This window comes from Ancylobacter sp. G4_0304 (assembly GCF_047501495.1).
In the GTDB taxonomy this organism is placed as follows: Bacteria; Pseudomonadota; Alphaproteobacteria; order Rhizobiales; family Xanthobacteraceae; genus Ancylobacter.
Map to the genome: position 1 here is coordinate 81,258 of NZ_JAZDRM010000009.1, position 12,528 is coordinate 93,785.

The following is a 12,528-nucleotide window of genomic DNA, read 5'->3' on the forward strand; positions in this document are numbered from 1 at the left end:
TCGGACGCTTGTCAGAAGCGCGGCGCGTCGGTCTTCGCCGGCGTGCCGTAGACGCGCGCGGGATCGAACAGCTTGCCGCCGTCATTGACCGTCAGCCGTGTGTCCGGGGAGGGCGCGGCGCCGAGCGGCACCGAGCGGAAGAAGCAGGAGCGGTGCCCGGTGTGGCACGCCGCCCCGGGCCCGGCCATACGAACGCGCAGCACCACGGCGTCCTGGTCACAGTCGACGCGCAGCTCGACCAGCGTCTGGACGTGGCCGCTTTCCTCGCCCTTCTTCCACAGCCGGCCTCGCGAGCGGCTGAAATAATGCGCCTGACCGGTCTCGATGGTCAGCGCCAGCGCCTGCGCGTTCATATGCGCGACCATCAGGACTTCGCCGCTGTCGGCATCGGTGGCGACGGCGGTGACGAGCCCGTTGGCGTCGAATTTCGGAGAGAGGCGGTCGCCTTCCTCGATCTCGGCCGCGCTGCCGCGCGGCGCGAACAGCTCAGCGCTCACGGGCGCATCCCGCGCAGCAGGCTCATGAAACGCACCTGCTCCTGCGGATCGTCGCGGAACACGCCAGTGAACTGCGAGGTGACGGTCGAGGCGCCCTGCTTGCGCACGCCGCGCATGGCCATGCACATGTGCTCGGCCTCGATCAGCACCGCGACGCCGCGCGGTTTCAGGATCTCGTCCATCGCGGTGATGATCTGCGAGGTGAGGTGCTCCTGCGTCTGCAGGCGGCGGGCGAAGATGTCGACGATGCGCGCGATCTTGGACAGGCCGACCACGCGCTCCACCGGGAAATAGGCGACATGCGCCTTGCCGACGAACGGCACCATGTGGTGCTCGCAGTGCGAATAGAACTCGATGTCGCGCACCAGCACCATGTCGTCGAAATTGCCGATCTCGCCGAAGGTGCGGTCGAGCGTGGCGGCGGCCTTGGCGGTGTAGCCGCTATAGAGCTCCTCATAGGCCCGCACCACGCGCTTGGGCGTGTCGAGCAGGCCTTCGCGGGTCGGGTCGTCCCCGGCCCAGGCGATCAGCGTGCGCACGGCGGCTTCGGCTTCCTCGCGCGACGGCCGATTGGCGGTCGCGGCCTCGTTCTTGGCACTACGCATCAGGGTCTCAAGCACGGCATCCATGACGAACTCCGTTCGACGGCGCTTCTAAATACCGGGCGCCGGGTGTCACCGGTTAACTCGTCACATACGCGCCGTTCCGATCGCTCAGACTGGCAGCATACCCTGACCCGACGGGGCGCAAACACCGGAATTCGCATACCCGGCATTCTTTCGCGTCCCGACCGTCGCTCCTATATAAGGAACGGCGAACGCACCGCAATATTGCGAGTGATACGAACGCACGCTGCGAATGGATCAAGGCATGCTGAACGAGGTCTATAATCGCCGCATACTTGAGCTGGCTGCCGATATACCACGGCTCGGCCGGCTTGCCTCGCCCGATGCCAGTGCAACGGCGCATTCGAGGCTTTGCGGTTCCACCGTCACGATCGACCTCGCCATGAAGGACGGGGTGGTCACCGATTTCGCCCATGAGGTGCGCGCCTGCGCGCTGGGACAGGCGTCGTCCTCGATCATGGCGGGGCTGGTGGTCGGCTCCACCGCGGGCGAGCTGCGCGCGGTCCGCGAGACCATGCGGCGCATGCTGAAGGAGAATGGCCCGGTGCCCGAAGGCCGCTGGGCCGAACTCGCGGTGCTGGAGCCGGTGCGGGACTACAAGCCGCGCCACGCCTCGACGCTGCTGACCTTCGACGCCGTGGTCGATGCGGTGGACCGGATCGAGGCGCGCGACGCGGCAGGGCAGGCGGCGGAGTGAAATCGCGGTGCGAAGCCGGCCGCCTCAGCGCTCGGTGAAGAAGGTGAACAGCACCTCGTCCTTGGGCCCGGTGAGGCACAGGAAGCGGTTGGCGCTGTCGGAGCGGTCGCGCTGGATATAGGCTTCGCCCATGATCACGCCCTTGACGTCGGTCTCGCCGAGCCGGGCTTCGGCGGTGGCGATGGTGAGGCCGTCAATGTCGATATAGATATCGTCGATGGCGGGCGAGCGCTGCTTGAGCTTCGCCAGTGCCTGCGCCTTGCAGGCCGCGACGCGCTTCATGTCCGGGTCGACCTCGGGCGAGGTGGCGGCGGACGGATCGGGCTGAGTGCCGCCGGCCGGGCCCGGAGTCGGCGCGGGGGCGGGGACTTCGGCAGGGGCCTTCGCGGGCGTCTGGGCAGGCGCGGGCGTCTGGGCGAAGCCGGGCAGGGTGAACAGCATCACGATGAGAACGGTGACTGTCGAAATCAGCGTGATGGATGCCACGAATGCCGTCAGCAATTCGCTGCGTCGACGCTGTGCCTGCCTGTTCTGCATCCCGACCTCCACCCGGACAATCCCTCCGGTCCTGCAGTACTAATGCGCGCACATGCCCACAGTTCCCGATAAACCCGGCCTGATGCATCGCGCTGTGCGAGGCGCGGCCCGGCTGCCGCGCCTCGCGCTGCGCGCGCCGATCCTGGTCTACCGCTACAGCCTGTCCGCCTTCATGGGCCGGCAGTGCCGCTTCCTGCCGACCTGCTCGGAGTTCGCCGACAACGCGATCGACCAGCACGGCGCCTGGGCCGGCGGCTGGATGGCGGCGGGGCGCATCTGCCGCTGCCACCCCTGGGGCGGATCCGGCTTCGAGGCGGTGCCGGTCGAATTGCCGCCAAAAGCCGTGTGGTATATGCCATGGCGCTATGCGCGGTGGCGAAGCCCCGCGCAGGACTGACCGACACGCTTACCCAACAAGCCTACCTGCGTGGTTCGCAGGAGTGGGCAGGAGAAAAGCCATGCTGCATCTGACCTTTCCCGACGGCGCGGTTCGCGAGTTCCCGGCCGGGAGCACCGGCGCCGATGTCGCCGCCGCCATCGCCAAGTCGCTTGCCAAGAAGTCGCTGGCCGTCAAGCTCGACGGCGTGCTGACCGACCTGTCCGAGCCGATCGAGGCCGACGCGAAGATCGAGATCGTCACCCGCGAGAGCCCGGAAGCGCTGGAGCTGATCCGCCACGACGCCGCCCATGTGCTGGCCGAGGCGGTGCAGGCGCTGTGGCCCGGCACCCAGGTGACCATCGGCCCGGTGATCGAGAACGGCTTCTATTACGACTTCTTCCGCAACGAGCCGTTCACCCCGGACGATTTCGCCGCCATCGAGAAGAAGATGCGCGAGATCATCGCCCGCGACGCGCCCTTCACCCGCGAGGTGTGGGACCGCGAGGAGACCAAGCGCGTCTTCAAGGAGAAGGGCGAGGCGTTCAAGGTCGAGCTGGTGGACGCGATCCCCGCCGACCAGAAGATCAAGATCTACAAGCAGGGCGAGTGGTTCGACCTGTGCCGCGGCCCGCATATGCCGAGCACCGGCAAGGTGGGCGACGCGTTCAAGCTGATGAAGGTGGCCGGCGCCTATTGGCGCGGTGACGCCAACAACCCGATGCTCACCCGCATCTACGGCACCGCCTGGCGCACCAAGGAAGAGCTCGACGCCTATATCCTCCAGCTGGAGGAGGCGGAGAAGCGCGACCACCGCCGGCTGGGCCGGGAGATGGACCTGTTCCACTTCCAGGAGGAAGGGCCGGGCGTGGTGTTTTGGCACCCCAAGGGCTGGACGCTGTTCCAGGCGCTGGTCGCCTATATGCGCCGCCGACTCAAGGCCGACTATGACGAGGTGAACGCCCCGCAGGTGCTCGACAAGTCGCTGTGGGAGACCTCTGGTCACTGGGGCTGGTACAAGGACAACATGTTCAAGGTGCAGCCGGCCGGCGACACCGAGGACAATGACCGCGTCTATGCGCTGAAGCCGATGAACTGCCCCGGGCATGTGCAGATCTTCAAGCACGGCTTGAAGAGTTACCGCGATCTTCCTATGCGGCTTGCGGAATTCGGCGCCGTTCATCGCTATGAGCCTTCCGGCGCGCTGCACGGGCTGATGCGCGTGCGCGGCTTCACGCAGGACGACGCGCACATCTTCTGCACCGAGGAGCAGATGGCGGCGGAGTGCCTGAAGATCAACGAGCTGATCCTCTCCACCTATGCCGATTTCGGCTTCGAGGAGATCGTGGTGAAGCTCTCCACGCGCCCCGAGAAGCGCGTCGGCTCGGACGCGGTCTGGGACCATGCCGAAGACGTCATGGGACGGGTGCTGACCCAGATCGAGGCGGAATCGGGCGGCAAGATCAAGACCGGCATCCTGCCGGGCGAGGGCGCGTTCTACGGGCCCAAGTTCGAATACACGCTTCGCGACGCGATCGGGCGCGAATGGCAGTGCGGCACCACGCAGGTGGACTTCAACCTGCCGGAGCGCTTCGGCGCCTTCTATGTCGATGCCGACGGCAGCAAGAAGACCCCGGTGATGATCCACCGCGCCATCTGCGGCTCGATGGAGCGCTTCACCGGCATCCTGATCGAGCACTTCGCCGGGCATTTCCCGCTCTGGCTCGCCCCGACGCAGGCGGTGGTCGCGACCATCACCTCGGAGGGCGACGACTACGCGCAGGAAATCGTGGCGCTGGCCAAGAAGGCCGGGCTGCGGGTGGAGAGCGATCTTCGAAACGAGAAGATCAACTACAAGGTGCGCGAGCACTCGCTGGCCAAGGTGCCGGCGCTCATCGTGGTCGGGCGCAAGGAGGCGGCCGAGCGCACCGTCTCGATCCGCCGGCTGGGCTCGCCCAACCAGACCACGCTGAGCCTCGACGAGGCGCTTGCTAGCCTGGTCGAGGAGGCGCGGGCGCCGGATGTGGTGCGCGCGGCAGAGTGACCGCCTCACCGATCCCGACAGGAACAAGCGCCCCGGAGAGTTCCGGGGCGTTTTGTTTTCCATCCCGCCGTTCCCACTAAGAAACGACATTCCCCCCGGATTGCCCCAGCGTCATCGTGCTCGCATCAAGGGAAGCGATTCGGGGGGACAAATGACAACAGGGCTTCATAAAATCGGCCATCGTACCGTCGCCGTCATCGCCATCATGGCCGCCGTGGCAGGCTTTGCGGACGGGCCCGCGCGGGCGGCGGATGTGCCGGCGGCAGCGCCGGCAACCGGCGCGCCCGAAAGCCTCGTCCCGGCCAGCGCCTTCTTCATCGGCGCGGGCGGCGCCCTCAATGCGACGCGCTTCACCGACCAGAACCTGTATGCGCAGGGGGTCTCCACCATTTCGCAGAACGGCGTACCCATCGGCGCGGGCTATGCCGGCGGCAATGTCGATCCCGGATTCGACACCGAGTACAGCGTCTCGGCAGCGGCCCAGCTGGGTTACTTCCAGCATTTCCAGGCCTCGGACTGGCTCTGGGGTGTCAAACTCACCTATAATTACCTCGGTACGGAAGCCGAGACCGGCCCGATCGCCGTGCCGCAATCCGGCGCGTTTACCGGCCCTTCCTCGGCCAGCTTCACCGGAAACGTGGTTGGTGGCTCCTATTCCAGCCGCGTCGACAACCAGTTCTCGCTGGTGCCGTTCATCGGCCGGTCATTCGAGAAGGGCTTCATCTATCTGGGCGCGGGCCCGACGCTGTCGCGCGTGCAATACGACTTCAACAATGTCGTCGGCTTCGCCGACATCAATGGCGTTCACTACGATATTACCGGAGCCCCGAGCGATTTCTCCAGCAAGGACTGGGTTGTGGGCGGCGAGGTGATCGTGGGCGCCACCTACTTCCTGTCGCAGAACTGGTTCCTCGACCTGAGCTACAGCTACACCGTGACCGGCAACATCAGTAAGGGCTATTCCGGCCCATTCTCGACCACCGCGCGCGGCGGATTCGAAGATGTCGGCATCCTGAGCGGCAACTTCTCCGGCGCCTCCAGTACGCAATCGATCATGGTGTCGATCAACCGCGCGTTCTGAGGTCGCTACGGCGCAGGCTTGCCCGGTATCGGTGCCGGTACCGGGCGGTCGAACGGGTTGTTCTCGCGCTGCACCGGGTTGGCGTCGGCATTGGGCACGTTGAGCCGGCGCTGCTCATTGGTCCAGTAGGATGGGCCTTCCATCAGGTTCTGGCTGTTGGGCCGAACCGTGTTCTGGCGCTTGGGTATCTCGACCTTCGGCATTTTCGGCTGCATGGGCTTGGGCGGCGATATCTGCGCCGAGGCGCCTGCCACCGTGAGCACGACGGCGCCGATCGCCCCGACAATCCTGTACATCACGTGATTCCTGACCTGTCCGGCCAGATATAGGGCGCCGCGCGGCCAAAGCGAGGCCCGTCAGGCCGCCGCCGACGCGCCGACGGCGAAGCGCTGGCGATATTCGCCCGGCGTCAGGCCGATGAGGCGCTGGAACAGCCGGCGGAAGGCGGCGGGGTCCTCGTAGCCGACACTCCAGGCGATCTGGTCCACGGTGCGACGGGTGAATTCCAGCAATTCGCGCGCCTTGCCCACCCGCACATGCTGGGCATATTCGGTGGGTTTCAGCCCCGTGGCGGCCTTGAAGCGGCGCAGGAAGGTGCGCTCCTCCAGCCCGGCCTGCTGCGCCATGTCCGCCACGCCGACATCGCGCGCGCCCTTCGCCTGAAGCCAGTGCTGCACCTTCAGGATCGCCTCGTCGCCATGGGTGAGGCGTGGGGCAAAGCTGGAATAGTGGCGCTGCTCACGCCCTGCCGGATCGACCAGCAGGAAGCGGCCGGTCTCCAGCATGATCGAGGGGCCGTACAGCCGGTCGACGAGCCGCATGCCGAGATCGGTCCAGGCCATCAGCCCGCCGGCGGTGATGATGTCACCGTCCTCGACCACGATCTTGTCCGGGTCGAGCTTCACATCGGGAAAGCGCGCGCGGAAGGCGTCGGCGAACATCCAGTGCGTGGTCGCCGGGCGGCCGGACAACAGGCCGGTCGCAGCCAGCAGGAAGGCGCCGCCGCAATTGGAGGCGAGGGTCGCGCCGCGCGCGTGATGCGCCAACAGCCAGCGCGCATAGGGCGCGGCCTCGTCAGCCTCGACCACGGCGGCGAGGCGGCCGGGCACGATCAGGATGTCCGGCTCTCCCGCGCGGCCGGGATGGGTGTCGAAACCGCGCACGAAGCCGCCGCCCTCCGCCGGCACCCAGTGGCTGACCCGCAGCCCCGGCCCGCCGTGCCCGGCCGAGAAGCCGGCGGCGATGGCGAGCAGGTCGCTCATGCCGTGGACCATCGCCATCTGGCAGCCGGAGTAGAGCAGCAGGCCGATTTCGGCCCTCAGCGGCGGCGTCTGCACACCCATGTCGGTCCCTCTGTCAGTTTTGGCTCGGCATTTGTCGAAAGCGCCAATCCCGATGATCCGTCAGCGCGGGTAAACCTTCAACCATGGAACGAGGGGTTTCGGACACATCAAACCAAACCACTGAGGGACTTACGAAAATGAGCACGATCACCACCAAGGACGGCACCCGCATCTACTACAAGGACTGGGGTTCGAAGGACGCGCAGCCCATCGTGTTCTCCCATGGCTGGCCGCTGAGCGCGGACGCCTGGGACGCGCAGATGGTGTTCTTCGCCGGCAAGGGGTTCCGCGTCATCGCCCATGACCGCCGCAGCCATGGCCGCTCGGATCAGGTCTGGGACAACAACAACATGGACCAGTATGCCGACGACCTCGCCGAGCTGATCGAGGCGCTGGACCTCAAGGAGGCCATCCTGGTCGGCCACTCCACCGGCGGCGGCGAGGTGACCCGCTATGTCGGCCGCCACGGCACGGGCCGGGTTGCGAAGGTAGCGCTGATCGGCGCGGTGCCGCCGCTGATGCTCAAGACCGAGGCCAATCCCGGCGGCCTGCCGCTGAGCGTGTTCGACGGCATCCGTAAGGGCACCTACGACAACCGCTCGCAGTTCTTCAAGGATCTGGTCGTGCCGTTCTACAGCTACAACCGCGAGGGCAAGGTGCTCTCGGAAGGCATCCGCGACAGCTTCTGGGCGCAGGGCATGATGGGCGGCCTCAAGGGCCAGCTCGACAGCATCCGCGCCTTCTCGGAGAGCGACTTCCACGAGGACCTCAAGCGCTTCGACAAGCCGACGCTGGTGCTGCATGGCGACGACGACCAGATCGTCCCGATCGGCGCCTCGGCCCTGTCGACGGTGAAGATCGTCCCCCATGCCGTGCTCAAGGTCTATGAGGGCGCGGACCATGGCCTGACGCAGACCCATCAGGACCGCTTCAACGACGATCTTCTGGCCTTCATCACGGCCTGAACTGCGGGTGAATAAGGTGGGACAAGAGGGCGGAGCGGAACGAGGCGCTCCGCCCGCCATCGCGTTCTCGGGCCGTCGCCCGGTTCAGCGCGCCGAGGCCTGCCAGGCCCGCGCCGCCGCCAGACAGGCGAGGGCGACGGCGGAGGCGCCGATGCCGACCGCGATGATGCCCGCTGGCGTGACGCGGGCGCTGCACCGGACCGAGATCCAATTCCCCACCTGCAGCTCGTACACCGCCTTCATCTCCTCGGGATGCGAGGCCATCGGCTCGACCGCGTCTCCCCTGGCCGTCACGGCGTTTGGCATGCGTGTCCCCTGTAGCGCCGGCGGGCAGGAGGGGCGCCTCACCCCGGCATCCATGCGCCCGGCACGCCATGGAAGGCGCGATCTTACGCGCCAATCGGTGCGAGCTACCAGACAGGCGCGCCTCCCGCCCTTGGTCGGGTAGGCGGGTGGGGTCGCGATGGGCTACAAGCCTCGCGAGGCTCGCCCCCCCAATCCGCGACGGCCGGGCCCCCTTCGGAGAGTGCCGCCCATGACCCTCATCAATGTCGAGGACGCCCGACGGGCCGCGCGCCGGCGCCTGCCGCGCATCTTCTTCGACTATCTCGATGGCGGCGCGTTCGGCGAGGAGACCATGGCCGCGAACCGCGCGGATTTTTCGCGCTGGACGCTGCGCCAGCGCGTGCTGGTCGACTGCGCGAGGCGGGACCTGTCGACCGACTTCCTTGGACGGCGCCATGCCGTGCCGTTCATGCTCGGCCCGGTCGGCTTTCTCGGGCTCTATGCCGGCCATGGCGAGGTGCAGGCGGCGAAGGCGGCGCATGAGGCAGGCACCGCGCTGTGCCTCTCCACCTTTTCCATCGCCTCGATCGGCGAATTGCGGGAAAAGACCACGGGCCCGCTCGATTTCCAACTCTATGTGCTGAACGATCGCGGCCTGAGTGAGGAGATCATTGCGCAGGCGCAGGCGGCGGGGGTGGAGAACCTCTACCTCACCGTCGACACCGCCATCACCTCGGTGCGCGAGCGCGACGTGCGCAACGGCTTCCGCTCGCTCACCAGAGTGGGACCGGGCCTGCTGGCGAAGCTCGCCTTGCATCCGCGCTGGTGCCTCGACATGAGCCGCGCCGGCACGCCGCGCGTCGGCGCGATCGCCCATCGCCCGGAGTTCGGCACCGGCCTTCTGGAGCAGGCCAGCCATTTGTCGCGCGGCATCGACAAGTCTCTGTCCTGGCGCGATGTGGAATGGCTGCGCGCGCGCTGGCCGGGCCGGCTGGTGATCAAGGGCCTGCTCGATCCCGAGGACGCGCGCCGCGCCAAGGCGGCCGGGGCGGACGCCATCGTGGTCTCGAACCATGGCGGGCGCCAGCTCGACGGCACGTCCTCCACCATCGCCGCTCTGCCGGCCATCGTCGACGCGCTGGAAGGCGGGACGGAGATTCTGGTGGATGGCGGCTTCCGGCGCGGGGCGGACATCGTGAAGGCGCTTGCGCTCGGCGCCTCGGGCGTGCTGCTTGGCCGTGCCTATGTCTATGGCCTCGGCGCCGCCGGCGGGGCAGGGGTCAAGCGGGTGATCGCCCATCTGACCGAGGAAATCGACATCACGCTGGCGCTGATGGGGCTGACCTCGGTGGCCGAGCTGAAAAATGTCGGCCGTGAGGCACTGCGCCCGCTGTAGGCAAGCACCAGCGCGAAATTGCCCGATGCGGCCATACTTTACCCTTCATTCACCACGTTGACGCCGACGCCGCATTTTCGCCCCACTCAGACAGCCTTCTGTGGCATAAGGAGTGGGATCGGGGGGTGTTTGCACCCGTCGGTGTCGATGCAGTTGCGTGCGAGCCGTGAAAAGGCGCCGGGTACAGGCGCCGGGACGGGGTAGGGCGCATAGCAAACGGTCGGGGTGCATGACGACGTATCGAGCTCTCATACGAGCTGCCGGCCAGTTGCCGGCTCAGGTGACGGTTGGCCGTGTTGGCCGCGTTGCCGCCCTGCTGGGTATCGGCCTGCTGGCCGCCAATTGCACCGGCGAAAACAAGCTCACCAGCAAGATCGATCCGAAATACGGCGTTTCCGCCAGCCCGCGCGTGGTGGCCTTCGGCCAGCCGGTTCCCAAGGGCGGCGGTGCCTACCGCGTCGGCAAGCCCTACAAGGTCGCCGGCAAGACCTATGTGCCCAAGGAAATGAACAAGGGCGAGAAGTTCGAAGGCCTCGCTTCCTGGTATGGCGACGACTTCCATGGCCGCCTGACCGCCAATGGCGAAGTGTTCGACATGCACTCGATCGCCGCCGCGCATCCCACCCTGCCGATGCCGAGCTATGTCCGCGTGACCAACAAGGACAATGGCCGCTCCATGGTGGTGCGCGTGAACGATCGCGGCCCCTATCACGGCAACCGCGTGATCGACGTCTCCCAGCGCGCGGCGGACATGCTCGGCTTCAAGGGCCGCGGCACGGCGCGCGTGAAGGTCGAGTATATCGGCCCGGCCCGCCTCGAAGGTTCCGACGACGTTCAGCTCGCGGCGACGCTGCGCACCAACACCCCGGCGCCGGAGCCGACCGTGATGGTGGCCTCCGCCTCCTCGTCCACGCTGATGGTCGCCTCCGCCGGTTCGGTCACCGCCGTGCGGGCCAGCCGCACCACCGTGATCGCCGCCGCCAACGTGCCGCTGCCGCCGAGCCGTCCGTTCGACCTCGGCGAGGGGGTGGAAGAGACCGTCGCGGCCGCCGAACCGATGGCTCCGGTCTATGTCGCGCCGAAGACCAAGCCGGTCGCGGTCGCCAGCGCCCCGGCGCCGCGCCCTGTGATCAACCCGGCTGCCGCGCCGCGCCCGGTTCAGGCCGCCGCGCTCGCGCAGCCGCGCATCGCCCGGCAGAACATCGCGCCGGTCGAGCCGCCGCCGCCGGTGATCGCCTCGGCGCCGGAAGCCAATGGCTGGATGGTCGGCGCCCAGCCCGCCATGGGCTATGCCGCCACCGGCGCGCTGACGCCCGTCGGCACCGGCCGCGGGCTGTACTGAGCGGCAGAGCGGCCAGCCGGGCGGGCCACGCCCGGCAATTAAGCATCAAACGTCTGCCGCATTGCAGCAGCCGGTGCCGGCTGATAATCCTTGCGCCATGCTGAAGACGGCCTGCACAGCGCTGCGGCGAACGGCACGAGGCGGAATGATGCGGATTTTCATGGGGCTGGTGCTGGCTTTGCTCGCCATTCCCGGCGCAGCTCAGGCGCAGCAGGCCCCGACCATTGCCTCGCCGCAAGCCATCCTGCTGGATTATGACAGCGGCACCGTGCTGTTCGAGCGCAGCGCCGATACCCAGAACTTCCCCGGCTCGCTCGCCAAGCTGATGTCGATGGCCGTGGTGTTCCGCGAGATCACCGAGGGCCGGCTTTCCCCCGACACCGAGTTTCAGGTGAGCGAATATGCCTGGCGGCGGGGCGGGGCGCCCTCCGGCGGGGCCACCATGTTCGCGGCGCTGAAAAGCTCGATCAAGGTAAGCGACCTCATTCGCGGCGCGATCATTCCCAATGGCAATGACGCGACCATCATCCTCGCCGAGGGCATCGCCGGCAATGAGCTGGGCTTCGCGACGATGATGAACAATGAGGCCAAGCGGCTCGGCCTCGACAATTCGCGCTTCACCAATACCAACGGTCTGTCCGACCCGGACCAGAAGACCTCGGCGCGCGACCTCGCCACGCTGGCGGCGCACATCATCCGCACCTATCCGGACTACTACAAGGTCTATAGCGAGCCGGACTTCCTGTGGAGCAAGATCCGGCAGAACAACCGCAACCCGCTGCTCGGCATGAGTCTGGGTGCCGACGGATTCCAGACCGGCTATCTCAAGGAGGCCGGCTTCAACCTGGTCGGCTCCGCCGTGCAGGGCGACCAGCGGCTCATCGTGGTGATCATGGGCGCCAAGACCGACAAGGAACGCGCCGAGGACTCCCGCAAGCTGCTGGAATGGGGCTTCCGCTCCTTCGAGTCCCGCGTACTGTTCGAGAAGGGGCAGGAGGTCGGCGAGGCCGCGCTCTATGGCGGCAATCGCGGCGGCGCGCCGCTGACCGGGGTCGACACCATACGCATCCTGGTGCCGCGCACGGGCGACCAGCGCATCACCGCCCGCATCCAGTATGAGGGCCCGGTGATGGCGCCGGTGGAGAAGGGCACGGAACTCGCGCGGCTGCGGGTGTTCCGCGGCGACCAGGTGGCGCTGGACGTGCCACTGGTGGCGTCGCAATCCGTGGCGGAAGGGCCGCTGTGGCGCCGCGCCATGGACGGGGCCTATGAGCTTGTCGTCGGCCTGCTGCGTCAGGGCTACAACAAGCTGACTACGGTCAAGCTGACGGGCTGAGCC

14 protein-coding genes are annotated in these 12,528 nt (G+C 67.3%); 8 read left to right on the forward strand and 6 right to left on the reverse strand.

Annotation, left to right across the window (positions count from 1 at the left end):
• Positions 1–11: 11 nt before the first annotated feature.
• The gene (gene hisI / locus VRZ77_RS07270) at positions 12–497 is read right to left on the reverse strand and encodes a phosphoribosyl-AMP cyclohydrolase (RefSeq protein WP_414591996.1); all 486 of its coding nucleotides are present in this window, start codon (positions 495–497) and stop codon (positions 12–14) included.
• Entirely contained in the window at positions 494–1,126 is a 633-nt protein-coding gene (gene folE / locus VRZ77_RS07275) for a GTP cyclohydrolase I FolE (protein WP_414591997.1), read from the reverse strand. The genes hisI and folE overlap by 4 nt, the downstream gene beginning before the upstream one ends.
• 241 nt (positions 1,127–1,367) lie before the next feature.
• Here folE and VRZ77_RS07280 point away from each other — a divergent pair, with 241 nt between their 5' ends.
• Complete coding sequence (locus tag VRZ77_RS07280) at positions 1,368–1,820, forward strand: iron-sulfur cluster assembly scaffold protein (RefSeq protein ID WP_414591998.1); 453 nt, start codon at positions 1,368–1,370, stop codon at positions 1,818–1,820.
• Positions 1,821–1,844: 24 nt separating this feature from the next.
• On the opposite strand, the gene VRZ77_RS07285 is transcribed toward VRZ77_RS07280, so the two are convergent.
• The gene (locus VRZ77_RS07285) at positions 1,845–2,357 is read right to left on the reverse strand and encodes a hypothetical protein (RefSeq protein WP_414591999.1); all 513 of its coding nucleotides are present in this window, start codon (positions 2,355–2,357) and stop codon (positions 1,845–1,847) included.
• An 82-nt stretch (positions 2,358–2,439) separates the two neighbouring features.
• Here VRZ77_RS07285 and yidD point away from each other — a divergent pair, with 82 nt between their 5' ends.
• The 3 genes from yidD to VRZ77_RS07300 all read left to right on the forward strand — a co-directional run bounded on the left by yidD (position 2,440) and on the right by VRZ77_RS07300 (position 5,858).
• Positions 2,440–2,754 (forward strand): membrane protein insertion efficiency factor YidD, encoded by a 315-nt coding sequence (yidD, locus tag VRZ77_RS07290; protein WP_414592000.1) that lies wholly within the window; start codon positions 2,440–2,442, stop codon positions 2,752–2,754.
• Between the two features lie 61 nt (positions 2,755–2,815).
• On the forward strand, positions 2,816–4,777 hold the full coding sequence (gene thrS / locus VRZ77_RS07295; RefSeq protein WP_414592001.1) for a threonine--tRNA ligase: 1,962 nt from the start codon (positions 2,816–2,818) through the stop codon (positions 4,775–4,777).
• Positions 4,755–5,858, forward strand: a complete 1,104-nt coding sequence (locus VRZ77_RS07300; protein WP_414592002.1) for an outer membrane protein — start codon at positions 4,755–4,757, stop codon at positions 5,856–5,858. Before thrS ends, VRZ77_RS07300 begins: the two co-directional genes overlap by 23 nt.
• A 5-nt stretch (positions 5,859–5,863) precedes the next feature.
• Here the strand turns inward: VRZ77_RS07300 and VRZ77_RS07305 are convergent, their stop codons facing one another.
• Together VRZ77_RS07305 and VRZ77_RS07310 are read right to left on the reverse strand one after the other, a co-directional pair.
• Complete coding sequence (locus VRZ77_RS07305) at positions 5,864–6,154, reverse strand: hypothetical protein (protein WP_414592003.1); 291 nt, start codon at positions 6,152–6,154, stop codon at positions 5,864–5,866.
• Between the two features lie 60 nt (positions 6,155–6,214).
• On the reverse strand, positions 6,215–7,201 hold the full coding sequence (locus VRZ77_RS07310; RefSeq protein ID WP_414592004.1) for a GlxA family transcriptional regulator: 987 nt from the start codon (positions 7,199–7,201) through the stop codon (positions 6,215–6,217).
• Positions 7,202–7,338: 137 nt separating this feature from the next.
• Here VRZ77_RS07310 and VRZ77_RS07315 point away from each other — a divergent pair, with 137 nt between their 5' ends.
• Positions 7,339–8,166 (forward strand): alpha/beta fold hydrolase, encoded by an 828-nt coding sequence (locus VRZ77_RS07315; RefSeq protein WP_414592005.1) that lies wholly within the window; start codon positions 7,339–7,341, stop codon positions 8,164–8,166.
• A gap of 84 nt (positions 8,167–8,250) precedes the next feature.
• On the opposite strand, the gene VRZ77_RS07320 is transcribed toward VRZ77_RS07315, so the two are convergent.
• A complete protein-coding gene (locus VRZ77_RS07320; protein ID WP_414592006.1) occupies positions 8,251–8,472 on the reverse strand; it encodes a hypothetical protein in 222 nt (73 codons plus the stop codon).
• A gap of 229 nt (positions 8,473–8,701) precedes the next feature.
• Between VRZ77_RS07320 and VRZ77_RS07325 the strand changes: the two genes are divergently transcribed.
• The 3 genes from VRZ77_RS07325 (at position 8,702) to VRZ77_RS07335 (ending at position 12,525) form a co-directional block, all read left to right on the forward strand.
• Positions 8,702–9,847 carry an alpha-hydroxy acid oxidase gene (locus VRZ77_RS07325; RefSeq protein ID WP_414592007.1) on the forward strand — a complete coding sequence of 382 codons (1,146 nt, stop codon included), beginning with the start codon at positions 8,702–8,704 and terminating at the stop codon, positions 9,845–9,847.
• A gap of 229 nt (positions 9,848–10,076) precedes the next feature.
• Positions 10,077–11,189, forward strand: coding sequence for a septal ring lytic transglycosylase RlpA family protein (locus VRZ77_RS07330; protein WP_414592008.1), 1,113 nt, complete (start codon positions 10,077–10,079; stop codon positions 11,187–11,189).
• 145 nt (positions 11,190–11,334) lie between these two features.
• Positions 11,335–12,525, forward strand: coding sequence for a D-alanyl-D-alanine carboxypeptidase family protein (locus tag VRZ77_RS07335; protein WP_414592009.1), 1,191 nt, complete (start codon positions 11,335–11,337; stop codon positions 12,523–12,525).
• The last annotated feature ends 3 nt before the right edge of the window (positions 12,526–12,528 follow it).